Annotated in this window: 26 protein-coding genes; 11 read left to right on the forward strand and 15 right to left on the reverse strand. The window is 64.1% G+C overall.

Features of this window, described 5'->3' with window-relative positions; all coding sequences use genetic code 11:
• The first annotated feature begins 6 nt into the window (after positions 1–6).
• On the forward strand, positions 7–324 hold the full coding sequence (locus tag BVH01_RS05275; protein WP_075929337.1) for a cupin domain-containing protein: 318 nt from the start codon (positions 7–9) through the stop codon (positions 322–324).
• Positions 325–663: 339 nt separating this feature from the next.
• Here BVH01_RS05275 and BVH01_RS05285 read toward each other — a convergent pair whose 3' ends face one another.
• On the reverse strand, positions 664–1545 hold the full coding sequence (locus tag BVH01_RS05285) for a DMT family transporter (RefSeq protein ID WP_075929338.1): 882 nt from the start codon (positions 1543–1545) through the stop codon (positions 664–666).
• 90 nt (positions 1546–1635) lie between these two features.
• Here BVH01_RS05285 and BVH01_RS05290 point away from each other — a divergent pair, with 90 nt between their 5' ends.
• Both BVH01_RS05290 and BVH01_RS05295 read left to right on the forward strand, forming a co-directional pair.
• Positions 1636–2559, forward strand: coding sequence for a LysR family transcriptional regulator (locus tag BVH01_RS05290; RefSeq protein ID WP_075929339.1), 924 nt, complete (start codon positions 1636–1638; stop codon positions 2557–2559).
• Entirely contained in the window at positions 2556–2873 is a 318-nt protein-coding gene (locus tag BVH01_RS05295) for a hypothetical protein (protein ID WP_083659429.1), read from the forward strand. The genes BVH01_RS05290 and BVH01_RS05295 overlap by 4 nt, the downstream gene beginning before the upstream one ends.
• A gap of 95 nt (positions 2874–2968) precedes the next feature.
• Here BVH01_RS05295 and BVH01_RS05300 read toward each other — a convergent pair whose 3' ends face one another.
• From BVH01_RS05300 to BVH01_RS05310, 3 genes are read right to left on the reverse strand one after another with little or no spacing between them, the layout of a single operon-like run.
• Positions 2969–3763, reverse strand: a complete 795-nt coding sequence (locus tag BVH01_RS05300) for a thymidylate synthase (RefSeq protein WP_075929340.1) — start codon at positions 3761–3763, stop codon at positions 2969–2971.
• Positions 3760–4560: a prolipoprotein diacylglyceryl transferase gene (lgt, locus tag BVH01_RS05305; protein WP_075929341.1), complete on the reverse strand. Its 801-nt coding sequence runs from the start codon at positions 4558–4560 to the stop codon at positions 3760–3762. Before lgt ends, BVH01_RS05300 begins: the two co-directional genes overlap by 4 nt.
• Before the next feature lie 9 nt (positions 4561–4569).
• Positions 4570–5352 carry a sulfite exporter TauE/SafE family protein gene (locus BVH01_RS05310; protein WP_075929548.1) on the reverse strand — a complete coding sequence of 261 codons (783 nt, stop codon included), beginning with the start codon at positions 5350–5352 and terminating at the stop codon, positions 4570–4572.
• A 122-nt stretch (positions 5353–5474) separates the two neighbouring features.
• Here BVH01_RS05310 and BVH01_RS05315 point away from each other — a divergent pair, with 122 nt between their 5' ends.
• Entirely contained in the window at positions 5475–5840 is a 366-nt protein-coding gene (locus BVH01_RS05315; protein WP_075929342.1) for a hypothetical protein, read from the forward strand.
• 2 nt (positions 5841–5842) lie between these two features.
• Positions 5843–6589 (forward strand): NRDE family protein, encoded by a 747-nt coding sequence (locus BVH01_RS05320; protein WP_075929343.1) that lies wholly within the window; start codon positions 5843–5845, stop codon positions 6587–6589.
• Between the two features lie 41 nt (positions 6590–6630).
• Here BVH01_RS05320 and ptsP read toward each other — a convergent pair whose 3' ends face one another.
• Positions 6631–8910 carry a phosphoenolpyruvate--protein phosphotransferase gene (ptsP, locus tag BVH01_RS05325; RefSeq protein WP_075929344.1) on the reverse strand — a complete coding sequence of 760 codons (2280 nt, stop codon included), beginning with the start codon at positions 8908–8910 and terminating at the stop codon, positions 6631–6633.
• Between the two features lie 12 nt (positions 8911–8922).
• Positions 8923–9402, reverse strand: coding sequence for an RNA pyrophosphohydrolase (locus BVH01_RS05330; protein ID WP_013793353.1), 480 nt, complete (start codon positions 9400–9402; stop codon positions 8923–8925).
• Positions 9403–9567: 165 nt separating this feature from the next.
• Between BVH01_RS05330 and BVH01_RS05335 the strand changes: the two genes are divergently transcribed.
• The gene (locus tag BVH01_RS05335; RefSeq protein ID WP_075929345.1) at positions 9568–10224 is read left to right on the forward strand and encodes an HAD family phosphatase; all 657 of its coding nucleotides are present in this window, start codon (positions 9568–9570) and stop codon (positions 10222–10224) included.
• Between the two features lie 35 nt (positions 10225–10259).
• Positions 10260–11486, forward strand: a complete 1227-nt coding sequence (locus BVH01_RS05340) for an MFS transporter (protein WP_075929346.1) — start codon at positions 10260–10262, stop codon at positions 11484–11486.
• Here the strand turns inward: BVH01_RS05340 and BVH01_RS05345 are convergent, their stop codons facing one another.
• Together BVH01_RS05345 and ilvA are read right to left on the reverse strand one after the other, a co-directional pair.
• Entirely contained in the window at positions 11487–11927 is a 441-nt protein-coding gene (locus BVH01_RS05345) for a DUF2269 family protein (protein WP_075929347.1), read from the reverse strand.
• A gap of 174 nt (positions 11928–12101) precedes the next feature.
• On the reverse strand, positions 12102–13616 hold the full coding sequence (gene ilvA / locus BVH01_RS05350) for a threonine ammonia-lyase, biosynthetic (RefSeq protein ID WP_075929549.1): 1515 nt from the start codon (positions 13614–13616) through the stop codon (positions 12102–12104).
• 213 nt (positions 13617–13829) lie between these two features.
• Between ilvA and rpiA the strand changes: the two genes are divergently transcribed.
• Positions 13830–14501: a ribose-5-phosphate isomerase RpiA gene (gene rpiA / locus BVH01_RS05355; protein WP_075929348.1), complete on the forward strand. Its 672-nt coding sequence runs from the start codon at positions 13830–13832 to the stop codon at positions 14499–14501.
• Positions 14502–14537: 36 nt separating this feature from the next.
• Here rpiA and BVH01_RS05360 read toward each other — a convergent pair whose 3' ends face one another.
• From BVH01_RS05360 to BVH01_RS05380, 5 genes are all read right to left on the reverse strand, one after another.
• Positions 14538–15452, reverse strand: a complete 915-nt coding sequence (locus tag BVH01_RS05360; RefSeq protein ID WP_075929349.1) for an SdiA-regulated domain-containing protein — start codon at positions 15450–15452, stop codon at positions 14538–14540.
• A gap of 76 nt (positions 15453–15528) precedes the next feature.
• Positions 15529–16449, reverse strand: a complete 921-nt coding sequence (locus BVH01_RS05365; protein ID WP_075929350.1) for an SdiA-regulated domain-containing protein — start codon at positions 16447–16449, stop codon at positions 15529–15531.
• 99 nt (positions 16450–16548) lie between these two features.
• Positions 16549–16896, reverse strand: coding sequence for a NirD/YgiW/YdeI family stress tolerance protein (locus tag BVH01_RS05370; protein ID WP_013793364.1), 348 nt, complete (start codon positions 16894–16896; stop codon positions 16549–16551).
• A 306-nt stretch (positions 16897–17202) separates the two neighbouring features.
• Positions 17203–17868 (reverse strand): fumarylacetoacetate hydrolase family protein, encoded by a 666-nt coding sequence (locus tag BVH01_RS05375; RefSeq protein WP_075929351.1) that lies wholly within the window; start codon positions 17866–17868, stop codon positions 17203–17205.
• Between the two features lie 288 nt (positions 17869–18156).
• The gene (locus tag BVH01_RS05380) at positions 18157–19548 is read right to left on the reverse strand and encodes an FAD-binding oxidoreductase (RefSeq protein ID WP_075929352.1); all 1392 of its coding nucleotides are present in this window, start codon (positions 19546–19548) and stop codon (positions 18157–18159) included.
• A gap of 184 nt (positions 19549–19732) precedes the next feature.
• Between BVH01_RS05380 and serA the strand changes: the two genes are divergently transcribed.
• Positions 19733–20962, forward strand: a complete 1230-nt coding sequence (gene serA, locus BVH01_RS05385) for a phosphoglycerate dehydrogenase (RefSeq protein ID WP_075929353.1) — start codon at positions 19733–19735, stop codon at positions 20960–20962.
• 67 nt (positions 20963–21029) lie between these two features.
• On the opposite strand, the gene BVH01_RS05390 is transcribed toward serA, so the two are convergent.
• Entirely contained in the window at positions 21030–21653 is a 624-nt protein-coding gene (locus tag BVH01_RS05390) for a 2OG-Fe(II) oxygenase (protein ID WP_075929354.1), read from the reverse strand.
• A gap of 82 nt (positions 21654–21735) precedes the next feature.
• Between BVH01_RS05390 and BVH01_RS05395 the strand changes: the two genes are divergently transcribed.
• Positions 21736–22467, forward strand: coding sequence for a hypothetical protein (locus tag BVH01_RS05395; protein WP_075929355.1), 732 nt, complete (start codon positions 21736–21738; stop codon positions 22465–22467).
• Positions 22468–22470: 3 nt separating this feature from the next.
• Here the strand turns inward: BVH01_RS05395 and BVH01_RS05400 are convergent, their stop codons facing one another.
• Entirely contained in the window at positions 22471–23403 is a 933-nt protein-coding gene (locus tag BVH01_RS05400) for an alpha/beta hydrolase (RefSeq protein ID WP_075929356.1), read from the reverse strand.
• A gap of 122 nt (positions 23404–23525) precedes the next feature.
• Between BVH01_RS05400 and BVH01_RS05405 the strand changes: the two genes are divergently transcribed.
• Positions 23526–24095 carry a DUF6436 domain-containing protein gene (locus BVH01_RS05405; protein WP_075929357.1) on the forward strand — a complete coding sequence of 190 codons (570 nt, stop codon included), beginning with the start codon at positions 23526–23528 and terminating at the stop codon, positions 24093–24095.
• Positions 24096–24128: the final 33 nt, after the last annotated feature.

Raw genomic sequence — 24128 nt, forward strand, 5'->3', positions numbered from 1 at the left:
CGCCCGATGCTCATTGCCAACCTGTTCCATGACAGCCAGCCGCCTGCCGAGGGTGAGCGCTTCGACACCCTTCTCAGCCACCGCAACCTGCAGATCGAACGGATCCTCAGCTCGTCACGGATCGAGTCGGTGGACTACGTGCAGGAACAGGATGAATGGGTACTGCTGGCCCGCGGCGAGGCGAGCATGACAGTGGCAGGTGAAGCGATCGAGCTGAGCGCGGGCGACCACCTGTTCCTGCCCGCTGGCACGCCCCACCGGGTGGAGCGCACCAGCGACGGCGCGCTATGGCTGGCTATCCATTTGCACCCCAGCAACCCGTAGCCTGGGTTGAGCGCAGCGATACCCGGGATTTGTGCAAGCCCTTACCATCGTCCCGGGTTACGCCTTCGGCTAACCCAGGCTACGAAACTGTTCATGCCCGCTGGCACGCCCCACCGGGTGGAGCGCACCAGCGATGGCGCGCTGTGGCTGGCCATCCATTTGCACCCCAGCAACCCGTAGCCTGGGTCGAGCGCAGCGACCCCCGGATTTTTTCATACTCTTGCTCAGCCCCGGGTTGCCCCTTTGGCTAACCCGGGCTACAGAGCCGAGGCCACAGGTAGACTCAGCCCCGTAGGGTGGAAGACGCCTCACCCTTCCACCACGAATAATCACCTCAACTCAGCGCCTAAGCAAGCTCGTCCACAGCGTCGCCGCGACGATCAGAAAGCCGCCGATCCAGGCCTGTACGCTCAATTGTTCACTGAGCCACAGCACGGCGAACAGCGCGCCGAACAGTGGCTCGCTGCCCATCAACAGCGACACCCGGGTCGGGCTGCTGCGCCGCAGCGCGTAGTTCTGCACGAAGAACGCGAACAGCGTGGCGAACAGCACCAGGTACAGGGTGCCGATCCAGAACGCTGGCACGGTCGGCAGTGCAGGCAAACCGCCTGGCAGAACGATCACCCCGAGCAGCAGACAGCCAATACCGATCACCCCGGTTTGCACGGCGGTCAGCGCCAGGGCCGGCACCTGGGTGTGTGCGGTCAGCCGCCCGGTCAGACACACCAGCACCGCGCGCAGCAGCGCCGCCAGCAGCATCAGGCCGTCGCCCAGGTTGAACTGCAGATCGACGCCACCGCTGAGCAGCCAGGTACCGAACAGCGATAGGACCACGGCCGGCAGCAGCCGCGAGTCGGGACGGCGGTCGAACATCAGCCATTCCACGAACGGCGTGATGACCACGCACAGGCTGATCAGGAAGGCGGCATTGCTCGCCGAGGTGTGCAGCACGCCGTAGGTTTCGCACAGGAAGATCGCCAGCATCACGCCGCCCAGCGGGAGGCCGGGTGCCCAGGCTTGGCGGCCTTCACCGCGCAGCTGCGGCAGCAGGATCAGAAAGGTCAGGCAGAAGCGCACGGCGAGAAAGCCCAGCACCGGGTAGAACACCAACGCCTCCTTGGCCACGCCGTAGCTGGTGCCCCAGACCATGGCGACCAGCAACAGGAGCACATCACTGGCCTGCAGCAGGCGCGAAGGGGAACGGCTAACCAGGGTGGACATGTGGATACTTCCTGCATTTGGTGAGGAGCGCATTGTCCATTGCGTCCCTGAGCGTGATAATCCACCAACCCCGAACAAGACCTGTTCCCCATGCGCACGAATATCACACCACAGTTGCTTCCCTATCTGGCCATCTTCGTGCGCGTGGTCGAGGCTGGTAGCTTCTCTGCTGCGGCCCGTCAGCAGGGCAGCACGGCGTCGGCGGTGAGCCGGCAGATCGCCCATCTCGAGCAAACGCTCGGCGTTCGTCTGCTCGAGCGCACCACACGGCGCCTGCGCCTGAGCGAAGCCGGCAGCGAAGTTTTCGAGCGTTGCAAGGACATGCTCGACGCCGCCCAGGCTGCCGTGGATGTCGGTGAGAGGCTGATGAGCCAACCGCGCGGCCGGGTGCGCCTGAGCGTGCCAAAGGCCTTCGGGCGCTTCCTGGTCATGCCGCTGGTTCAGGACTTTCTGCAGCGCTATCCGGAAGTGGACGTCAGCCTCAACCTCAGTGACCGCAGCCCGGACCTGATCAGCGAGCAGTTCGACCTGCTGGTGAGCATCACCGACCAGCCGCCAGCGGCTCTCGCGGGTCGGCCGCTGTGCAATGTCCAACAGCTGCTGTGTGCAAGCCCCACCTATCTGCAGCGCCATGGCACGCCCCAGCATCCGAGCGAACTGGTGCGCCATGCCTGCCTGTATCTCGACGAAACGCCGGACGACCACCGCTGGCACTTCAGCAACGGGCCGGAACAATGCGTGGTAACGGTGGGCGGCCGCTTCGCCAGCAACCACAGCGAAGTACGTCTGAACGCCGTGCTCGGCCACCTGGGCATTACCTGCCTGCCACACTTCACCGCCGCGGCGGCATTGGCCAGTGGCGAGTTGGTACGGGTGCTGCCACAGTGGCGCTACACCGGCTCGTACCAGGGTACCGCGTGGATTCTCTATCACCCCACCCGCCACCTGCCGCCGAAACTGCGGGTTCTGATCGATCACCTGGCACAAGGGCTGGGCAAGGACTCATCACGATGACCCGGCTCTGGCGGTGGCTGAAACGACGGCGCCTGGAATGGCAGCCGGTGGATACCACCGGGCACATCACGCTGGAGAGTATCGATACGCAAGTGGGCAATCGCCTGCTGGAAACCCTCAAGGCCGAGGGTTGGCGGCAGGTCGCGCAGTACAGCCCGCTGGCGTTCGACAAGGGCATCGATTACGACAGCTACCGCCTGCGCCGCGGCCTGGATGAGCTGAGGCTGGAGTGGGACAACTGGTTCGAGTGGAAACTCAGCGGTCCGAGTGAGCTCGTCGAAGAGATCGCCGAGCGTTTTTCGTTACCCAAGTGAGCGATAGCATTACCGGGTTACGCCTTCGGCTAACCCAGGCTACGAGATTATTTGAACGTAGCCCGGGTTGAGCGAAGCGATACCCGGGAAATGCATCAGACCGCCACCGGCGCTTTGATATGCGGGTGCGCCTGGTAGCCGACCAGTTCGAAATCCTCGAACTTGAAGGCGAACAGGTCCGTCACTTCGGGGTTGAGCTTCATGGTCGGCAGGGGCAGCGGCTCGCGGGTCAGTTGCAGGTCGGCCTGCTCCAGATGATTGGCGTACAGATGGCAGTCACCGCCGGTCCAGATGAACTCGCCCGGCTGCAGACCGCAGACCTGCGCGACCATCAGGGTCAGCAGGGCGTAACTGGCGATGTTGAAGGGCACGCCGAGGAAGATGTCGGCCGAGCGCTGGTACAGCTGGCAACTCAGCTTGCCGTCCGCCACATAGAACTGGAACAGCGCGTGGCACGGCGGCAGGGCCATCTGCTCGACCAGGGCCGGGTTCCAGGCCGAGACGATCAGGCGGCGCGAATCCGGGTTCTTCCTGATCATCTCGATCAGCTTGCTGATCTGGTCGACCGACTCGCCATTGGGCGCCGGCCAGTTGCGCCACTGGTAGCCGTACACCGGGCCGAGGTCGCCGTTCTCGTCGGCCCACTCGTCCCAGATGCGTACGCCGTTGTCCTTCAGGTACTTGATGTTGGTGTCGCCCTGCAGGAACCACAGCAACTCGTGGATGATCGACTTGAGGTGGCACTTCTTGGTGGTCACCAGGGGAAAGCCGTCGGCCAGGTCGAAGCGCATCTGGTGAGCGAACACGCTGTAGGTGCCGGTGCCGGTGCGGTCTTCCTTGAAGGTGCCGTTTTCGCGCACGTGGCGCATCAGGTCGAGATACTGTTTCATCGGGCCACCTCCACTGCAGCTTGGCGCTTGTAGGCGTAGACCATCAGGCCCAGGCCGGCGAGGACCATCGGCACGCACAGCACCTGCCCCATGGTCAGCCAGCCCCAGGCCAGGTAACCGAGCTGGGCGTCCGGCACGCGGACGAACTCGACGATGAAGCGGAAGATGCCGTAGCACACCGCGAACAGCCCGGAAACGGCCATGGTCGGGCGCGGCTTGCGCGAGTAGACCCACAGGATGACGAACAGCGCCACGCCTTCCAGGGCGAACTGGTACAGCTGCGACGGGTGGCGCGGCAGTGGCCCGCCAGTCGGGAACACCATGGCCCACGGCACGTCGCTGACCTTGCCCCACAACTCGGCATTGATGAAGTTGCCGATGCGCCCGGCGCCCAGGCCAATCGGCACCAGCGGCGCGATGAAATCCATCAGCTCGAAGAAGCTCTTGCCGTTGCGCCTGGCGAACCACAGGGTTGCCAGCATCACGCCGATCAGCCCGCCGTGGAACGACATGCCGCCTTTCCACACTTCGAGGATCAGCAGCGGGTTGGCGATGTACGCCGGCAGGTCGTAGAACAATACGTAGCCCAGACGCCCACCGACGATCACCCCCATAGCCACCCAGAACACCAGGTCGGAAAGTTTCTCCTTGCTCCAGGTCGGGTCGAAGGCGTGCAGCCGCCGCGAGGCGAGGAACCAGGCACCGCCGATGCCCACCAGGTACATCAGGCCGTACCAGTGGATCTGCAGGAAGCCCAGGTCGAGGGCGACCGGGTCAATATTCGGGTAAGGCAGCATCAGGATTCCTCACAACAGAAAATTCAGGCCGACGATAAACAGCAACAGGGCGAACAACCGCTTGAGCACCCGCGGCGACAGGCGATGGGCCAGCCGCGCGCCGGTACGGGCGAAGAACACGCTGGTCAGCGCAATGCCGAGCAACGCCGGCAGGTACACGTAACCCAGACTCCAGTGAGGCAGACGCGCGTCGCCCCAACCCAGCCACAGGTAACTCAGGGCGCCGGCGGCGGCAATCGGCCAGCCACAGGCCGACGAGGTCGCTACCGCCTGCTGCACGGGCACACCGCGCCAGGTCAGGAATGGCACGGTCAGCGAACCGCCGCCGATACCGATGATCGCCGAGGCCCAGCCGATCACGCCACCAGCAGCGCCCAGCCCTGCCTTGCCCGGCACCTCGCGGCTGGCCTTGGGTTTCAGATCCAGTGCCAACTGCAGCGCCACGCACAGGGCGAACACGCCAATGATCTTCTGCAGCACCAGGCCGTCGATGGAGTCAGCCGTCAGCGCGCCGAGTGCCGAGCCCAGCACGATGCCCACCGTCAGCCAGACGAACAGCCCCCAGCGCACCGCACCGCGGCTATGGTGCTCGCGCACGGCATTGACCGAGGTGAACAGGATGGTCGCCAGCGAGGTGCCCACCGCCATATGGGTCAGCACGGAGGCATCGAAGCCCTGAGCGGTAAAAGCGAAGATCAGCACCGGCACGATGACCATGCCGCCACCGACGCCGAACAGCCCGGCCAGCAGGCCTGCGGCGGCACCGAGCAGGATGTAGAGAAGGAAGATCATGGTGTGCTCTGCGAAGCGATGCGGCATGGTAGCGGATGCAGCCCGCAGCCTCTAGTTTTGGCGATGGATGCCACACGATGCTTTGCGTAGAGTGAGGGCTCTCCCAGACAGCGAACTGCACCGTGGCCAATACCTTTTACCTGCGCATCGCCTGCAATCATCTGCACCTGACCCATCTGGAAAGCGCCCGCGTAACGGTACTGGAGGCTGACCCGCCGTTTAGCAATCAACGTCTGCTGGTGGCGGATTTCAGCATCGCCGACCGCTTGATCGCAAAGACAGTGCAAGGCCTGATGCCCAAGCGCCTGGCCTTTCTCAATGCCGCACCCAAACTGTTGATCCAGCCACTGGAGCGGCTGGAAGGCGGCCTTTCCCAGGTGGAAGAGCGCATTCTGATGGAGCTCGGCATGGGCGCGGGAGCGCGCAAGGTCGTGGTACATGTCGGCGAAATTCTCGACGCCGCTGGCGTACGCAGCAGGCTGAAATAAACATGTGCCTGATCGTCCTCGCCTGGCGTCCCGGCCACACCTTGCCGCTACTGGTCGCCGCCAACCGCGATGAATTCCATGCCCGCCCGACCGCCGTCATGGCCGAGTGGCCGGATGCGCCTGGGCTGATCGCCGGGCGCGATCTGCAGGCTGGCGGCATGTGGCTGGGCATCGGCCCCGAAGGCCGCTTTGCCGCCCTCACCAATATCCGAGACCCGCAGGCCGAGCAGGGCTCTCGTTCGCGGGGTGAATTGCCGCTGCGCTTTCTGCTGGGAAACCAGGGTCCAGAGGCTTTTCTGAACGAGTTGCGCCGTGAGGCGGATGAATACAGCGGCTTCAACCTGCTGGTCGGCGACCGCCACGCACTGTGGCACTTCAATTCGCACGGCGGACAGGCCCAGGCGCTGCCCGCCGGTATCCATGGCGTTTCCAATGCAGGATTGGATACGCCCTGGCCCAAGCTCGAACGCGCCAAGGCAGCACTTGTCGCCACGCTCGAGGCGCCGGATGAGCAGGCGCTGTTCGCGCTGCTGGCCGACACCACCAAACCGGACGATGCGGCGCTACCCAAGACGGGGGTGAGCCTGGATCTCGAACGGCTGCTCGGCAGCGTGTTCATCACCAGCCCGACCTACGGCACCCGCGCGAGCACCTTGGTGTTCGCCCATGCTGACGGTCGACGGCGAGTCGTCGAGCGCAGCTTCGGTGCCGAAGGCGTACCAATTGGAGAAGCGAGGTTCGAGATCTAGGCTGGCAACTGGGTGCCGTGGAAGCAGCTCTGCTCCAGCCGCTAAGCCTGAATATCCGACGCCGGGTTGATCATGCGGCCCAGGCCCAGGTTGCGCAGGGCCAGTTGCAGGGTGCTGTGGATGACCTGCGGGTTGTCGATGCGCATGGCCTGGCCAAGCAGGTCCTTGGCCTTGCTCAGGCTGATCTGGCGCAGCAGCCATTTCACCTTCGGCAGGTTGGTGGCGTTCATCGACAGGCTGTCGAAGCCCATGGCCATCAGCAGCACGGCGGCGCTCGGGTCGCCGGCCATTTCACCGCAGATGCTCACCGGCTTGCCTTCGGCGTGGGCATCTTCGACCACCTTGGTCAGCGCCTGCAGCACCGCCGGATGGAGGAAGTCGTAGAGGTCGGCCACCCGCGGGTTGTTGCGGTCCACGGCCAGCAGGTACTGGGTCAGGTCGTTGGAGCCGACAGACAAGAAGTCCACCTGACGAGCCAAGTCGCGGGTTTGGTAGACCGCGGCGGGAATCTCGATCATCACGCCGATGGGCGGCAGCGGTACGTCGGTGCCTTCGTCGCGCACCTCGCCCCAGGCGCGGTGGATCAGGTGCAGGGACTCTTCCAGTTCCTGGATACCGGAAATCATCGGCAGCAGGATGCGCAGGTTGTTCAGGCCCTCGCTGGCCTTGAGCATGGCGCGCACCTGCACCAGGAAGATTTCCGGGTGGTCGAGGGTCACGCGAATGCCGCGCCAGCCCAGGAAGGGGTTGTCTTCCTTGATCGGGAAGTAGCTCAGGCCCTTGTCGCCACCGACATCCAGCGTACGCATGGTCACCGGTAGCGGATGGAAGGCGGTCAGCTGCTCGCGGTAGATGGCCAGCTGTTCCTTTTCGCTGGGGAAGCGGTCCTTGATCATGAACGGCACTTCGGTACGGTACAGGCCGACGCCCTCGGCGCCGCGCTCCTGGGCGCGCACCACGTCAGCGAGCAGACCGGTGTTGACCCACAGCGGCATCTGGTGACCGTCGAGCGTCTCGCAGGGCAGCGCGCGCAGGGCGTCGAGGCCCTTGGTGAGCTGGCGATCCTCCTCGACCACATCGGCATACTGCTTGCGCAGGATCTCGCTGGGGTTGGTGAACACTTCACCGTGGTAACCGTCGACGATCAGCTGAATGCCATCGATCTTCGAATACGGCAGCTCGACCGCACCCATCACCGTGGGAATGCCCATGGCACGGGCGAAGATCGCCACGTGGGAGTTGCCCGAGCCCTGCACCGATACCAGGCCGACCAGCTTGCCTTCCGGCACTTCGCCGAGCATCGCCGGCGACAGTTCTTCGGCGACCAGGATGCAGTTGTCCGGATACACCAGGGTCTGCTGACGGGCCTGTTGCAGGTAGGCGAGCAGACGGCGGCCCAGGTCGCGGACGTCCGAGGCGCGCTCGCGCAGGTAGGCGTCGTCCATCAGCTCGAAGCGGTTGATGTGCTCGCTGACCACATGGCGCAGGGCGCCCTGGGCCCACTGGCCGGTCTTGATGACGTTGACCACCTCGTTACCGAGGGCGGCGTCTTCGAGCATCATCTGGTAAACGTCGAACAGCGCGCGCTCTTCGGGGCGCAGCTGGGTCGCCATGCGCTCGGAAAGGTTGCGCATGTCGGCGCGCACGCCTTCCAGGGCGTTCTGGAACAGTTTCAGTTCGGCATCGATGTCGTCGATGCTCTTGTCCGGCACCACTTCCAGATCGGCCGGCGGCAGCACCACCACGGCAGTCCCGACCGCTGCGCCGGGCGAGCCCGGCACACCGATGAACTTGGCCTCCTGAATGCCCTTGCCCTGCTTGCCCAGGCCACGGATCGAACCGGTGGCCTCGGCGTGGGCGATCACCCCGGCGAGCTGCGCGCTCATGGTGACCAGAAAAGCTTCCTCGCCTTCGTCGAACTGGCGGCGCTCTTTCTGCTGCACGACGAGCACACCCATCACCCGACGGTGGTGGATGATCGGTGAGCCGAGGAAGGAGGCGTAGCGCTCTTCACCGGTTTCGGCGAAGTAACGGTAACGGGGGTGCTCGGAGGCGTTTTCGAGGTTCAGCGGCTCTTCACGGGTGCCGACCAGGCCGACCAGGCCCTCGTTCGGCGCCATGCTGACCTTGCCGATCGAGCGCTTGTTGAGGCCGTCAGTGGCCATCAGCACGAAACGGTTGGTCTCCGGGTCGAGCAGGTAGACCGAGCACACCTGGGTGCCCATGGTCTCCTTGACGCGCTGCACGATGATGCCCAGCGCCGCTTTGAGATCCTTGGCGGCGTTCACTTCCTGGACGATCTTGCGCAGCGTGTTGAGCATGCCTGACCCTGCCTAATCCCGTGCCAGCAGGCGCGGTGCGAGTTCCTTGAGTGCGCGACGGTAGACTTCGCGCTTGAATGTAACCACCTGCCCCAACGGGTACCAATAACTGACCCAGCGCCAGCCGTCGAACTCCGGCTTGCCGGTCAGGTCCATACGCACGCGCTGCTCGTCGGAGGTCAGGCGCAGCAGGAACCACTTCTGTTTCTGGCCGATGCACAGCGGTTGGCTGTGCGTGCGCACCAGGCGCTGCGGCAGACGATACCTCAACCAGCCCCGGGTGCAGGCGAGAATTTTCACGTCCTGCTCTTCAAGGCCCACTTCTTCGTTCAATTCGCGGTACAACGCTTCTTCCGGCGACTCGCGGTCATTGATACCGCCTTGCGGGAACTGCCAGGCATCCTGGTTAATTCGACGCGCCCAAAGCACCTGGCCGACATCATTGGTGAGAATGATGCCGACGTTGGGGCGAAAACCATCAGGATCGATCACGGCACACAACCTCGTAAACGCATGTCTCCGCATTGTTCCACAAAGCTCGCGACAGCGGCAACGCGCTCGGATGGGACTGCATGGCGGCCCGTCGCGCGGTTTTCCCCGGGCCGGCAAAGCCGCTATTCTGGCCGCCTCCATGGCCCTGTATGAAGAGGTGATTCTGTGCGTTTGGCTTTATTCGATCTCGACAACACCCTGCTTGGCGGCGACAGCGACCATGCCTGGGGCGACTGGCTGTGCGAACGCGGCATCCTCGACGGCGCCACCTACAAGGCGCGCAACGATGCCTTCTACCAGGACTACCTGGCCGGGCGCCTGAACATCACCGACTACCTGAACTTCACCCTGGCTATCTTCGGCCGCACCGAGATGGCCCAGCTCGACGCCTGGCACCGCGAGTTCATGGCCGAATGCATCGAACCGATCATCCTGCCCAAGGCCCTGGCGCTGCTCGACAAGCACCGCGTAGCCGGCGACAAGCTGGTGATCATCACCGCCACCAACCGTTTCGTCACCGCGCCCATCGCCGCGCGCCTGGGCGTCGACACCCTGCTGGCCACCGAGTGCGAGATGGTCGACGGTCGCTACACCGGGCGCACCACCGACGTGCCCTGCTTCAAGGAAGGCAAGGTCACCCGCCTCAACCGCTGGATGCAGGAAAACGGCTTCAACCTGGACGGCGCGACGTTCTACAGCGACTCGATGAACGATCTGCCCCTTCTCGAGCAGGTCAGCTATCCGGTCGCCGTTGACCCGGATCCGAACCTGCTGGCCGAAGCGCAAAAACGCGGCTGGCCGGTCATGTCACTGCGCGACTGAGGCGCAACAGGCCCCGTAAGCGGCCAAGGAGCTTTATGCCGCGCCCCGTCGAGCAGCCTGCGTCGCGACCACTGGTGGTGGTCGCACTGGCCACCGCGCTGTGTCTGGCTGGCGACTCCATGCTGTACATCGCCCTGCCCGTCTACTGGCAGGACGTGGGCCTCGATGCACTCTGGCAGGTCGGCGTACTGCTGTCGGTAAACCGGCTTATCCGCCTGCCATTCAACCCACTGATCGGCTGGCTGTATCAGCGTATCAGTCTGCGCACCGGGCTGTTGCTGGCCACCGTACTCGGCGCCGCCACGACATTGGGCTACGGCATCGCCAAAGGCTTTCTCGTCTGGCTCGTGTTGCGCGCAGCCTGGGGGATCGGCTGGTCATTCTTTCGCATTGGCGGCCTGTCGGCCGTAGTCTACTGCTCGGACGGGCAGTCGCGTGGCCAGGCAATGGGCCTCTACAACGGCCTTTACCGGCTCGGCAGCCTGGCGGGAATGCTGCTCGGGGGGTTGCTGGTTCCGCTCTATGGGTTGCCAGCGCTGGCGCTGAGCTTTACCGGCCTGGCCCTGCTGGGCTTGCCACTGTTGCTGCGTCATTTCCACCTGCCCGCCGGCCATGACCAACAACATATCGCACCCGCGCGAGGTAGCCGCGCCTTGCTCGACGGCAAGCCGGCGGCCGGCGCCCGCGGGGTTCTGGTCAATGGCTTTTGCGTTGCTCTGCTGATTCAGGGCGTGCTGGCAGCGACGCTTAGCGCTCTGATCGCCCACTTTTACGGCAACGAGCTCGACGTGTTCGGTCTGCTGCTCGGCGCCACTGCCTTGTCCGGCGTTCTGCAGGCGCTGCGCTGGGCCTGGGAACCCTGGCTAGGCCGGCGCGTCGGCGCCTGGTCAGACGGCCCGGGTGGGCGCTCACGGCTTTATGGATGGACGCTGATGGGCGCCGCGGCGAGCTTTGGCCTGATGGCCAGCGGCCTGCCGCTGATCGCCTGGATTGCCGTGACCATGCTGGTGATGGTACTGGCGACTGCGCTGACCACGCTCTCGGACGCCCTGGCCAGCGATGCCGCCAGTGCTGGCAATGTCGTCGCCTTCATGACTCGCTATTCGATCGCCCAGGATCTCGGGGCCGCGCTGGGCCCTCTGCTGGCCTACCTGCTGATCGAACTGGACAACGGCTTCGCCTGGCTGTACTGGGGTGGCTCATTGATCTACTTGCTGCTGGCCGTTACCTGGCTGCGCCCCGCCGCCCAGGCGCACAGCTGATCATGCCGGCTTGGCACCCATCACCGCCATGATCACCACCAGCAGCACGACGATCAGCGCGGTGTAGACCACCACCAGTCGCAACGACTTGGCGGGCACCGCGCCGTCGGCCTGGGCCTGCCAGGCGCCGAGGCGGCCGAGCAGCAACAGGCCGACGATCATCAGCACGGCAAACAGGATGCTGCCCAGCAGCAACCACAGCTGGCTCAGCGGCCAGCCGGCCAGGTTGACCATCCACCAGCCGGTCACCGGCAGGCTCAGCGCCAGCACGGCGAACACCGGCAGGCTGATGGTGCGGGTGCGCCGCAACTTGCGTTGCAACACCTCCCGGTCACCGCCGCGCCAGGCTTTCCAGAGCATGAAGGCATGGGCCAGAACGCCGGCCAGCAGCAGAATGCCGGGCAGCGCATGGAGGACTCTGATCAGCAGATAATGCTCCATCACGGTATTTCCTTTGTTTTTTATAAGTACAGGCCCTGGGTACCGCTGCGCTCAACGCCAGGCTACACGCGCAAGAACGGTAGCCTGGGTGGAGCAGAGCGATACCCGGGAACCTATCAGAGCTATCAAAAAGCCTATGTTGATCGGCGCCTATGAAAGACGCTGATCAGATGGCTAGCCAAGAAACAGCTTGTAGGCCGGGTTGTCGCTTTCGTCCCAGTACGGATAGCCGATGGCGTCCAGCGCCGGCGCCAGCAGATGGCGCTCGTCTTCGGGGACCTGCAGGGCAGCCAGCACCCGGCCATCGGCAGCGCCGTGATTGCGGTAATGGAACAGGGTGATGTTCCAGCGCCCGCCCAGCTTGTTGAGGAAGTTGAACAGCGCGCCCGGCCGCTCGGGGAATTCGAAGCGGAACACGCATTCGTCCGGCACTGCCGCCGCATGCCCGCCCACGGTGTGGCGGATGTGCAGCTTGGCCAGTTCGTTGTCGGTCAGGTCCAGCACCGGGAAGCCCTGGCCACGAAGGTTCTCCACCAATGCCGCACGTGGGTCGTTCTCCGGGTGGGTCTGCACGCCAACGAAGATGTGCGCCTCGCCGTCCTGATGATAGCGGTAGTTGAACTCGGTGATCTGCCGCTTGCCGATGGCCTCGCAGAACGCCTTGAAGCTGCCCGGCTTCTCCGGGATGGTCACGGCGATGATCGCTTCGCGTTTCTCACCCAGTTCGGCGCGCTCGGCCACATGACGCAGGCGGTCGAAGTTGACGTTGGCGCCGGAGTCGATGCCCACCAGCGTCAGGTCGGCGATGCCTTCACGCTCGACGTAGCGCTTGATCCCGGCTACGGCCAACGCGCCGGCAGGTTCAGTGATCGAACGGGTATCGTCGTAGATATCCTTGATCGCTGCGCAGATCTCGTCGGTGCTGACGGTGATCACCTCGTCCACGCATTGCTTGCAGATATCGAACGTATGCTGGCCGATCTGCGCCACCGCCACGCCGTCGGCGAACAGCCCGACCTGAGGCAGCACCACGCGCTCGCCAGCGGCCAGGGCCTGCTGCAGGCAGTTGGAGTCGTCCGGCTCCACGCCGATGACCTTGGTGTTCGGGTACAGGTATTTGACGTAGGCGGCGATACCGGCGATCAGGCCGCCGCCACCCACCGGCACGAACACCGCATGCAGCGGCCCCTGATGCTGGCGCAGGATCTCCATCGCCACGGTACCCTGGCCGGCGATCACCAGCGGGTCGTCGTAGGGGTGGATGTAGGTATAGCCCTTTTCCTCGACCAGCTTCAGCGAGTGGGCCAGGGCCTCGGGAAAGGCGTCGCCGTGCAGCACGACCTTGCCACCACGCGAACGCACACCCTGCACCTTGAGCTCAGGAGTGGTGCGCGGCATGACGATGGTCGCCTTCACGCCCATGTGCTTGGCGGCCAGGGCCAGCCCCTGGGCATGGTTGCCGGCCGAGGCGGTCACCACGCCACGGGCCAGCTCCTCGGGCGAGAGCTGCGCCAGCTTGTTGTAGGCGCCACGAATCTTGAACGAGTACACCGGCTGCAGATCCTCGCGCTTGAGCAGAATCTGATTGCCCAGGCGTTCGGAAAGCTGGCGAGCGGGTTGCAGCGGGGTTTCCACGGCAACGTCATAGACACGGGAGGTCAGAGTCTTCTTGACGTACTGTTCGAGCATGGCGGGCATCGCAGGCGGCTTCGAGGGGAACGGACGAGTCTAACACCAGGGGCTGCCGTCGTTTCAGCACAAGCCGCATTGCGGCGGAAAATTTCACCAGATTGCAAGGGGACCACAACAGCAGCCCCTACCATCCGCCGAGCGACCATACGAATTCCGGGGTTTTGCCGGCTATAATCGCGGCCTCGTTTCCTTCCTTCTCGTGGAACCCGCATGACCCAGGATCAGCTCAAACAAGCCGTGGCCCAGGCCGCCGTCGACTTCATCCTTCCCAAGCTCGATGCCAAGAGCGTCATCGGGGTCGGCACCGGCTCCACGGCCAACTGCTTCATCGACGCCCTGGCCAAGCACAAACTGGAGTTCGACGGCGCGGTGGCCAGCTCCGAAGCCACCGCCGCGCGGCTCAAAGGCCACGGCATCCCGGTGTATGAGCTCAATACCGTCAGCGACCTGGAGTTCTACGTCGACGGCGCCGACGAAAGCGACGAGCGCCTGAACCTGATCAAGGGCGGCGGCGCGGCCCTGACCCGCGAGAAGATCGTCGCCGCAGTGGCGCGTACCTTCATCTGCATCGCCGACGGCAGCAAGCTGGTGCCGGTGCTCGGCGCCTTCCCGCTGCCGGTAGAAGTGATCCCCATGGCGCGTAGCCATGTGGCCCGGGAGCTGGTCAAGCTGGGCGGCGACCCGGTGTACCGCGAAGGCGTGGTGACCGACAACGGCAACGTGATCATCGACGTGCACAACATGAGCATCACCGACCCGGTGAAGTTAGAAGCGGACATCAACGCCATCGTCGGCGTGGTCACCAACGGCCTGTTCGCCGCGCGCCCGGCAGACCTGCTGCTGCTCGGCACCGCCGAAGGCGTGAAGTCGCTGCAGCGCTAAGCACTCGGATTGGATCAGCGAAGGCCGGCTGAGCGATCACCCGGCCTTTTTTTCGAAGGTGTAGAACAGGTTCGGCTCGCTGATCATGTAGATCACGCCCTGCTCGTCCATGGCGATACCTTCGGCCTGCGGCACGGACTTCTCGAGCCCCTGCTGGCCACCGAGCAGCGACAGGCTGCTGACCGGTTCGCCCTTGGCATCCATCTCCACCAGCAGCCGCGAATCATCGGACAGTGCCAGCAGGTGGCCGGTACGGGCATCGTATTGCAGGCTGGACAGGTCACGGACGAACAGGCCGGCATCGCGCTCGCGATCATCGACGATGCGAATCGCCGACGGGCTCTGCGAGTCCAGATGCGGAAAGCCGTGCACTTCGTAGATGCGCAGTGGATCGCGCTCCTTGGCAATGAACAGGCGTTGGCCCGCCAGGTCGTAGGCCAGGCCCTCGAAGCCCTTGTTCTTGGCTTCCATTTCCAGGCCCAGCGACAGCTGCTGGCCGTCGGCAGCATCGACCTGAGTGGTGGCGTCGTCGATACGCACCTCGACCAGACGCTGCGGGCGCTCGTCAGCGATCACGAAAACGCCGGGGGCGACATACTCAACGGCCTCGGGATCGCCGAAGCCGACCAGGCCGATCTCGCGCAGCACCTTGCCGTCGAGCGACAGTTCGACCAGCCGGGAATTCTGATTGGTGACGGTGAACAGGCTCTTGCGCACCGGATCATAGGCCAGCGCCGACACATCATCGTCCAGGCCTTCGATCACCCTGGCTTCACGGGTTACCCGATAGTCGTCCAGCCACAGCGTGCTGGCCGGCGCCTCGGCCGGCTGCCGCACGTTGAACCAGGCGCGTTCGAACACTCGAAATTCCTGCCCCCACAGAATCAGCAGCAGCGCAGTGACCAATGCCAGCAACACTAACAGTGACTTGAAAGAAATCAGACGCCCCATACCCGCTCACCCATGAAAGAAGAAAACAGCCGCTGCGCGTGGTGCGGCCTCTCACGACCTGCGACGCTGACCAGCCTCACCCGGCCTTACCACCCTTGCTGAACACATAGAAGAGGTTGGGCTCGCTGGTCATGTACAGCACACCCTGATCATCCATGGTGATGCCTTCGGCCTGTGGCACCGATTTCTTCAGGCCCTGCTGCCCCTGCAACAGCGACAGGCTACTGATCGGCTTGCCCGCCTCATCCAGCTCAACGACCAGCCGCGACTCGTCCGAGAGCGCCAGCAGGTGGCCGGTCAGGCTGTCGTAGTGCAGGCTGGAAAGATCGCGTACAAAGATGCCGGCGTCGCGTTTTCGGTCGTCGCGAATCTGCACGGGATTGGGCGTTGCCGGGTCGAGGTTGGGGAAGCCCTGCACCTCGTAAATGCGCATCGGGTCGCGCTCCTTGGCCACGAACAGCCGCTGGCCTTTCAGGTCATAGGCCAAGCCCTCGAAGCCCTTGTTCTTGGTGCCCATTTCCAGGCCCAGCGACATCTGCTGCCCTTCGGCGGCATCGATGGACGTGGTGTCCTCATCGATCCGCACCTTGACCAGCCGCTGTGCTCGCTCGTCGGCGATCACGAAGCGCCCGGGTGCCACGTATTCGACGGCTTCCGGATCGCCAAAGCCGATCAGTTCGATCTGCCTCAGTACCTTGCCATCCAGCGACAGCTCGATCAGCTTGGGGTGCTGGTTGGTAACGGTATACAGGCTCTTGCGATCAGGATCGTAGGTCAGCGCTGACACGTCGTCCTCCAGCCCCTCGATGCGCTGTGCCTCGATCACTACCTTGTAGTCGCTCAGCCACAGTGAGTGGGCGGGCGCCTCGACCGGCTGACTGACGTTGAACCAGGCCCGTTCGAACAGGCGGAACTGCACGGCAACGGTGACCAGTGCGGCCAACAGCACAAGCACCAACAGCAGGAGTAATCCCTTGATCGAAAACAGACGGCCCATGGCGACTCACATATGCAACGACAGAAATGACGACGCCGCCCCTCGAATCATCGAGAGGCGGCCATTCAATGCGGTGATGGGAAGCTAACAGCGTGTGGCTTATTTCACCAGTTCGACGATATCGACGTCGATTTCACGGCTGGTCAGGTCCTTATCGACTTCACCGGTCAGCTTGACGGTGGCTTTCTCGGAGATGGCCTGCGGCGGCCAGTCTTCGTCGTCGATCTCGACATGGATGGTGCCGGTGGCGTCCTTGAACTCATAGAGTTCATCCTGCAGGCGCTTGGTGATCTGGCCTTGCAGCACCACTGGCGTATCGTCGCCGGCTTTCAGAGCCTGTTCGACCGTGGTGACCTGGGCGACCTGGCCCGGGCCGGTGTAGCCGGCAGCCAGAGCGGCGGTCGAGAACAGCGGAGCGAGCAGCAGTGCGATGACGGGAGCTTTCATGGGGATGACCCTCTATCTGTAGATGACGGGGTCAGGTTAAGTCGCCTAGCTGAAGCGAGCCTTAAAGCGGGCTTAAGCGAAGCTTAATTGGCAGGAGGCCGGTTTCAGGGGCGATGACCGCCGTGTGGCGGGAGCGGACGTTATCCGATCCATTGTGGGAGCCGCGACCTCGCGGCGAATCGCTCAGGCACCGCCGAAATAGGCAGTCAGGCTGCAATCGTTTCGCCCCGAGGTCGGGGCTCCCACAGGTTGGTTTGAGTGTCGGCTCCTGCCTTTCAGCAGCCCATGGATTGGGCGCTACGCCTGTCAGATTACCCGGCTGGCAAAACTGGAGTGACCGACCAGATCCAGCACCAGCTCGTCGCCCGTGTTCAGCGGGCCGACGCCAGCGGGCGTGCCGGTAAGGATCACGTCGCCGGGCTGCAGGTTGAAGTGCCCGGCCATCTCCTGGATCACCGGCACGATCGGGAAGATCATGTCGCCGCTGGTGCCATCCTGGCGCACATCGCCGTTGATGGTCAGGCGGATACCGATGTCGGACAGGTCGCTGATCGCGTCACCCGGCACGAAGGGCGCCAGCACGCAGGCGCCGTCGAAGGACTTGGCCGGCTCCCACGGGTGGCCTTTGTCCTTGAGCTTGTTCTGCACGTCGCGCAGGGTCAGGTCCAGGGCCGGGGCGAAACCGGAGATGGCGTCGAGCACTTCTTCTTCATTCGGCTTGCGCGACAATGGCTTGCCGATCAGCACGGCGATTTCCACTTCGTAATGCACGGAGCCACGGTCTTGCGGGATGCTGAAGCCGCCTTCCAGCGGCACCACGCAGCTGCCAGGCTTGATGAACAGCATCGGCTCGGTCGGCAGCGGATTGTTGAGTTCCTTGGCGTGCTCGGCGTAGTTACGGCCGACGCACACCACCTTGCCCAGCGGGAAATGGATACGGGTGCCATCGATGTACTGGTGCTGGTAGCTCATGGTCGCTCCTTTATTGTGTAGGGTCTGCTGCCGTTTCACCGCGACCCGCGTTGCAGCGAGAAATTTTGCCAAGCTAGGCGGAGGACGCAGGGAATGGCATTCCCTTTTCAAGTCCTCCAACGACGCATGGCGAGATTTCTCGCGCAACCCATAGGGCCGGGCCTGTTTTGCCGCGAGACAGCGTTTCTCGCCGGCTCATTTAGCCTACTAAACTTCGATGCTCGTGCCTTGCCTCGCGGCAAATCGGGCTCCGGCACGGCCGTGCGTGGAACGGCAGCAGACCCTAGTTCAGGCGAAGATCTTGCCCGGGTTCATGATGCCGTTGGGGTCGAACACCGCCTTGATCGCCTTCATGTAGGCGATTTCCGCCGGCGAGCGGCTGTATTCCAGATAATCGCGCTTGACCAGGCCCACACCGTGCTCGGCGGAGATCGAGCCGTTGTAGCGCTGGACGGTCTCGAACACCCATTTGTTGACCCGCGTGCACGAGGCGAAGAAGGCCTCCTTGTCCATATGCTCGGGTTTGAGGATGTTCAGGTGCAGGTTGCCGTCGCCGATATGGCCGTACCAGACCACTTCATGGTCGGGATAGTGCTGGGTGACGATGGCGTCGATATCGCGCAGAAAGGCCGGCACCTTCGAGACGGTGACGGAGATGTCGTTCTTGTAGGGCGTGTGGTGCGAGATGGTTTCCGACAGGTACTCGCGCAGCTTCCAGAGGTTCTTCAGCTGCGTCTGGCTCTGGCTCATCACCCCGTCCAGCACCCAACCCCGTTCGATGCAGTGCTCGAAGGTGCTCAGCGCCTCGCTGGCCACTTCCTCGCTGCTGGCCTCGAACTCCAAGAGGGCGTAGAACGGGCAGTGGGTCTCGAAGGGTGACGGTACGTCACCACGGGCCATGATCCGCGCCAGCCCCTTGTCGGAGAAGAACTCGAAGGCAGTAAGGTCGAGTTTGCTCTGGAAGGCGTGCAGCACCGGCATGATCGAGTCGAAATCCGCGGTGCCGAGCACCATGGCGGTGAGGTTGCGCGGGGCGCGATCCAGGCGCATGGTCGCCTCGACCACGAAGCCCAGGGTGCCCTCGGCACCGATGAACAGCTGGCGCAGGTCGTAACCGGTGGCGTTCTTGATCAGGTCCTTGTTCAGCTCGAGCAATTCGCCGGTGCCGGTGACCACTTTCAGCCCCGCCACCCAGTTTCGGGTCAGGCCGTAGCGAATCACCTTGATGCCGCCGGCATTGGTGCCGATATTGCCGCCGATCTGGCTGGAGCCGCTGGAGGCGAAATCCACCGGGTAGTAAAGGCCCTTGTCTTCGGCGAACTGCTGCAGCACACCGGTCACCACGCCCGGCTGGCAGACCACGGTGCGGTTGGACTCGTCGAAGTCGAGGATCTGGTTCATATAGTCGAACGACACCACCACCTCGCCGTTTGCGGCCACCGCCGCCGCCGACAACCCGGTGCGACCGCCCGAAGGCACCAGGGCGACCTTGTGGGCGTTGGCCCAGCGCACGATGGCCTGCACCTGCTCGACCGTCTTGGGAAACACGATGGCGCTGGGCGCAGGCGTGTACTGGCGGGTCCAGTCCTTGCCGTAGGCTTCCAGGGAAGCGGCGTCGGTCAACACCTTGCCGGGCTCGACCAGCGTTCTGAGTTCGTCAATCGGCATGAGATCGGTCATAGCAACTCTCGAAACGTTCATGGTCGCCCTGAGAACCGTTCAGGTCGCAACCGAGCAAGGAAAAGGGAAGCCATGCTAGCATATGCACCCCGCCAATCGCCCTGCACAGCGATCTGCCGGGCCGATTGGCGAGCGCGCCGATCCTTCTCCTGACACTTAAATTAGTGGGGCAACAGGTACTCCGATGAGCACGACCTCTCTCGACAAGAGCAAGATCAAGTTCCTTCTTCTCGAAGGCGTCCACCAAAATGCCGTGGATACCCTGAAGGCGTCCGGCTACACCAACATCGAGTATCTCAAGACCGCGCTCTCCGGCGAGGAGCTGAAGGCCAAGATCGCCGACGCACACTTCATCGGCATCCGTTCGCGCACCCAACTGACCGAAGATATCTTCGACTGCGCCAAGAAGCTGGTCGCCGTCGGCTGCTTCTGCATCGGCACCAACCAGGTCGATCTGGACGCCGCTCGCGAGCGCGGTATCGCCGTGTTCAACGCGCCGTATTCCAACACCCGCTCGGTGGCCGAACTGGTGCTGGCCCAGGCCATCCTGCTGCTGCGCGGCATTCCCGAGAAGAACGCCTCCTGCCACCGTGGCGGCTGGATCAAGTCGGCGGCCAACTCCTTTGAAATCCGCGGCAAGAAGCTGGGTATCGTCGGTTACGGCTCGATCGGCACCCAGCTTTCGGTACTCGCCGAGGCCCTCGGCATGCAGGTGTTCTTCTACGACACCGTGACCAAGCTGCCACTGGGCAACGCCCAGCAGATCGGCAAGCTGCATGACTTGCTCGGCCTGTGCGACATCGTCTCCCTGCACGTACCAGAGCTGCCGTCCACCCAGTGGATGATCGGCGAGGCGGAAATCCGCGCCATGAAGAAGGGCGGCATCCTGATCAACGCCGCGCGCGGCACCGTGGTCGAACTCGACCACCTGGCTCAGGCGATCAAGGACGAACACCTGATCGGCGCGGCCATCGACGTGTTCCCGGTCGAGCCGAAGTCCAACGACGACGTCTTCGAAAGCCCGCTGCGCGGCCTGGACCGCGTGATCCTGACCCCGCACATCGGCGGATCCACCGCCGAAGCCCAGGCCAACATCGGCCTGGAAGTGGCCGAGAAGCTGGTCAAGTACAGCGACAACGGCACCTCGGTGTCCTCGGTCAACTTCCCTGAAGTGGCCCTGCCGGCGCACCCGGGCAAGCACCGTCTGCTGCACATCCACGCCAACGTCCCGGGCGTGATGAGCGAGATCAACAAGGTGTTCGCCGACAACGGCATCAACATCTCCGGCCAGTACCTGCAGACCAACGACAAGGTCGGCTACGTGGTCATCGACGTCGATGCCGACTACTCGGACCTGGCGCTGGAGAAGCTGCAGCATGTCAACGGCACCATCCGCAGCCGCGTGCTGTTCTAAGCCGTTACTGCAGTGAAAAAGGGAGGCTTCGGCCTCCCTTTTTCATTTGCGTGTCACGACAAGCCGCTCAGAGCACGCCATCGCCACGGCGGCGAAACCAGCCGGTCAAGGACAGCCGGTCGCGGGTGGCCGGCAGCACCTCGTGGGGTACATCCGCCGAGAGAAACACCACCAGCGTGCCGGCTTCGGGCAGCACGTCGCGCACCTGGCCGTCCGCCAGATACAAGCGCAGCATGCCGCCCTCCTCGGCCTGCCAGTCGTCGTTGAGGTAGAGCACGGCCGATACCGCGCGGCGGTCGTCGTCGCGAAAGCGATCCAGGTGCTTGAGATAGAAGCCGCCCGGTGGATAGAAGGCGAAGTGACTCTCGTAGTCCACCAGCCCCAGGTAAAGGCTCTGGTTGATCGCCACACGCAGCTCGTCGAGTAACTGCAAGTAGCCATCGCAGGCCGACGACTGCCCGACTTCGAGCCACTGGATGTGGTCGCTGCGAGTGCCTTCGTGCACCGCCACCGCATGGCCACGGCCGGTACCGGCCGGCGCCAGGGTGCCCTGGGCGATGCGCTGGCGGCACTCATCGGCCAGTTCCCGGGTCAGAGAAGCGGGGGCGAATTGGGTTTGCAACGACCATCCGAATTCGGCAAGGTCATCGATGATGCGGCTCAGCAGCGAATCGGAAATGTCTGTCGTCATGGCAGGATTCTACCCTGTGTCGAGTACACCTCGACAAGCTCCACCTGGCTGCCGAAAATAGCCGCCCCAGACAGGAGTTCGTATGCGCGCGTTGTGTTGTTTCTTGCTGTTGCTCCTGAGCCTGCCCGCCGTGGCCGACACCCATGCCGAGCTGTATGAAAAAGCCGGCTGGCCGCAGCAGCGCGCGCATTTCAGCGATGCCCTGAGCGCCGCCCAGGCGCGCTACAGCAAGAGCCTGCCGCCGGCGGTCTATCAGGCGCTGGTCGACAACAGCAATCGGCGCTTCGCCGCCCGCGCCATGGACGAGCGCGCTGAAAGCAGCCTGCGCACCAACCTCGCTGACCCGGCGCCCGCCCTGCGCTTCTTCGAATCGCCCCTGGGCCGCAAGATCGTCAGCGCCGAGCTGCTCGCCACCCGGCCCGATCAGCTGGCCAAATACGCCGACGGCCTGCCGGTCAGCGAAGCCGACGCTACCCGCCGCCTGCTGATCCGCCACCTGGCCCAGGCCTTGCCAGCCAGTGAAGCGGGTGCCGAGATCAGCCTGGCGCTAGCCGGCGTGGCGGCCGACAGCCTCAGCCAGATGATTCCCGGCCTGCTCGGCGGCGGTACTGCCCAGGGACTGCTCGACGGTCAGCGCCAACGGCTGATGAGCCAGATCGACAAGGACCTGGACAACACCCTGCTGCACGTCTACCGCGGGCTGTCCGATCCGGAGCTGGAGGAGTTCGTGACCTTCGCCCAGTCCAGCGAAGGCGCGACCTACTACAAGGCAGCTCTGACAGCGATCCGCGCCGGCCTGGCGGTCGGCCAGTAAATCTCAGCTCAACTGTTCGCCGAGATAATCGAAATAGCGCTGGCGTAGCGGAGCCGCCTCGTTGGCGAGGTGATGACGCGCTTCGGGGAGCCGGAAGATCCGCGGCGTGCTGAACTTGTTTTCGAGCACCGTCAGGTTGTGGCGCCAGTCCACCGTCATGTCCGCCTCCCCCTGGATGATCAGCGGGCTGCGCTTGCTGCGTGGCGCCTGCTCGATGCGCGGCACCCACTGGCTCAGTGCACCGACCCAGACGGTCGGCACCACCTTGGGTTGCAGCGGGTCATGGTTGCGCAGGAAGTCGAGAAATTCCGGGTCGCTGGAGTTCTCGCTGAAGCGCCGCGGGATTTCCTGCACGAAGCGGCGCAGCAGGCGGTAGCTGAGCTGCGACCAGTTCCAGCGCCGTGGCCGAACCAGAGGCGCCAGCAGGATGGTTTCACCGACGGCGCCGAGCGGTTTGTCGTTGAGCAGATAATCGATCAGGATCGCCCCGCCGGTGCTCTGCCCACACAGGTGCCAGGGCACCGGCAGGCCCAGCGCATCGGCCTGTTGCAGAGCGCCGCGCAGCACGGCCTGGTATTCGGCGAAATCCCTGATGCTGGCACGCGCTCCGCTGGACAGCCCATGCCCCGGCAAGTCCACGGCGAGCACCGCGAAGCCGGCTTCCAGCGCCCACTCGATCACATGCCGGTACAGGCCACTGTGGTCGTAATAGCCGTGCAGCAGCAGCAGCGTGGCACGGGGCGCCAGGGGTTTCCAGAGCTGGCCGGCGATACGGTAATCGTCCACCTCGAACCAGCCGAGCCGACTCTCGACCGCCTCGCGCGGCACGAAGCCGTAGAACTGCCGATAGGCCAGCTCCGCAGCCGACAATGGCGCAGCGCTGGCCAGCGGGCGCAGGCTGGCGACCAGCGGTTCGGGTTGGAAGATATCGGACATTGGCACCATCGACTCGTTGATTCACGGCAGCATCATCAGGGCACGTGCCCGGTACAGTGACGATCTTCTGCTGCCATGCGCGCCATGGCAAGCTACCGGACCGCTCAACGGAAATTGTCGGCATGGCCCGCTCCCGCCGCACCACCCTGCTCGCCTGCCTGGTCGCCGTCATCTGGCTGGCCGCCATGGTCGCCGCCTTCTGGTGGTTCGAGGCGCGCTATCTGCGCCCGTTCGATGAGCGTACCGCGCTGTTTTCCGGCAGCCAGCTACGCCTGCCAGACCAACTGGCAGGGCCAGGCGAGATTCGGCTGGTGCATTTCTGGGACCCCGCGTGCCCCTGCAACGTCGGCAACCAGCAGCACCTCGGCGAACTGGTCGAGCGTTACGCCGGGCGCGGCGTGCAGTTCTATGCGGTGCAGAAACCCGGTAGCGAAGGGCAGTTGCCGCAGCCTCTGAGCGCGCTGCAGCCGCTGCCTGGCCTCGCCGGCAGTGAACGGCTACCCGCCAGCCCGGCGGTGGCGATCTGGGACCAGCGCGGCGAACTGGTCTACGTCGGCCCCTACAGCAGCGGGTTCACCTGCACCTCTGGCAACAGCTTCGTCGAACCGCTGCTCGATGCGTTGCTCGACGGGCGAAAGGTGCTGGCGGACAACAACCTGGCCAGCGGCTGTTTCTGCGATTGGATTAAATAGCGGCAATCGGCCAGCAAAAAAAGCCGAATCTGC

Source organism: Pseudomonas sp. PA1(2017) (assembly GCF_001945375.1).
In the GTDB taxonomy this organism is placed as follows: Bacteria; Pseudomonadota; Gammaproteobacteria; order Pseudomonadales; family Pseudomonadaceae; genus Aquipseudomonas.

Bases quoted from the DNA above. Each gene is read 5' to 3' on its own strand.
- BVH01_RS05295 (WP_083659429.1), top strand. From the start codon at position 2,556: ATGACCCGGCTCTGGCGGTGGCTGAAACGACGGCGCCTGGAATGGCAG.
- BVH01_RS05375 (WP_075929351.1), bottom strand. From the start codon at position 17,868: ATGAGCTACCAGCACCAGTACATCGATGGCACCCGTATCCATTTCCCG.
- serA (WP_075929353.1), top strand. From the start codon at position 19,733: ATGAGCACGACCTCTCTCGACAAGAGCAAGATCAAGTTCCTTCTTCTC.
- BVH01_RS05285 (WP_075929338.1), bottom strand. From the start codon at position 1,545: ATGTCCACCCTGGTTAGCCGTTCCCCTTCGCGCCTGCTGCAGGCCAGT.
- BVH01_RS05275 (WP_075929337.1), top strand. From the start codon at position 7: ATGCTCATTGCCAACCTGTTCCATGACAGCCAGCCGCCTGCCGAGGGT.
- BVH01_RS05320 (WP_075929343.1), top strand. From the start codon at position 5,843: ATGTGCCTGATCGTCCTCGCCTGGCGTCCCGGCCACACCTTGCCGCTA.
- ilvA (WP_075929549.1), bottom strand. From the start codon at position 13,616: ATGCTCGAACAGTACGTCAAGAAGACTCTGACCTCCCGTGTCTATGAC.
- BVH01_RS05405 (WP_075929357.1), top strand. From the start codon at position 23,526: ATGGCCCGCTCCCGCCGCACCACCCTGCTCGCCTGCCTGGTCGCCGTC.
- BVH01_RS05360 (WP_075929349.1), bottom strand. From the start codon at position 15,452: ATGGGGCGTCTGATTTCTTTCAAGTCACTGTTAGTGTTGCTGGCATTG.
- ptsP (WP_075929344.1), bottom strand. From the start codon at position 8,910: ATGCTCAACACGCTGCGCAAGATCGTCCAGGAAGTGAACGCCGCCAAG.
- BVH01_RS05300 (WP_075929340.1), bottom strand. From the start codon at position 3,763: ATGAAACAGTATCTCGACCTGATGCGCCACGTGCGCGAAAACGGCACC.
- BVH01_RS05290 (WP_075929339.1), top strand. From the start codon at position 1,636: ATGCGCACGAATATCACACCACAGTTGCTTCCCTATCTGGCCATCTTC.
- BVH01_RS05310 (WP_075929548.1), bottom strand. From the start codon at position 5,352: ATGATCTTCCTTCTCTACATCCTGCTCGGTGCCGCCGCAGGCCTGCTG.
- BVH01_RS05400 (WP_075929356.1), bottom strand. From the start codon at position 23,403: ATGTCCGATATCTTCCAACCCGAACCGCTGGTCGCCAGCCTGCGCCCG.
- BVH01_RS05340 (WP_075929346.1), top strand. From the start codon at position 10,260: ATGCCGCGCCCCGTCGAGCAGCCTGCGTCGCGACCACTGGTGGTGGTC.
- BVH01_RS05390 (WP_075929354.1), bottom strand. From the start codon at position 21,653: ATGACGACAGACATTTCCGATTCGCTGCTGAGCCGCATCATCGATGAC.
- lgt (WP_075929341.1), bottom strand. From the start codon at position 4,560: ATGCTGCCTTACCCGAATATTGACCCGGTCGCCCTCGACCTGGGCTTC.
- BVH01_RS05370 (WP_013793364.1), bottom strand. From the start codon at position 16,896: ATGAAAGCTCCCGTCATCGCACTGCTGCTCGCTCCGCTGTTCTCGACC.
- BVH01_RS05365 (WP_075929350.1), bottom strand. From the start codon at position 16,449: ATGGGCCGTCTGTTTTCGATCAAGGGATTACTCCTGCTGTTGGTGCTT.
- BVH01_RS05380 (WP_075929352.1), bottom strand. From the start codon at position 19,548: ATGACCGATCTCATGCCGATTGACGAACTCAGAACGCTGGTCGAGCCC.
- BVH01_RS05345 (WP_075929347.1), bottom strand. From the start codon at position 11,927: ATGGAGCATTATCTGCTGATCAGAGTCCTCCATGCGCTGCCCGGCATT.
- rpiA (WP_075929348.1), top strand. From the start codon at position 13,830: ATGACCCAGGATCAGCTCAAACAAGCCGTGGCCCAGGCCGCCGTCGAC.
- BVH01_RS05395 (WP_075929355.1), top strand. From the start codon at position 21,736: ATGCGCGCGTTGTGTTGTTTCTTGCTGTTGCTCCTGAGCCTGCCCGCC.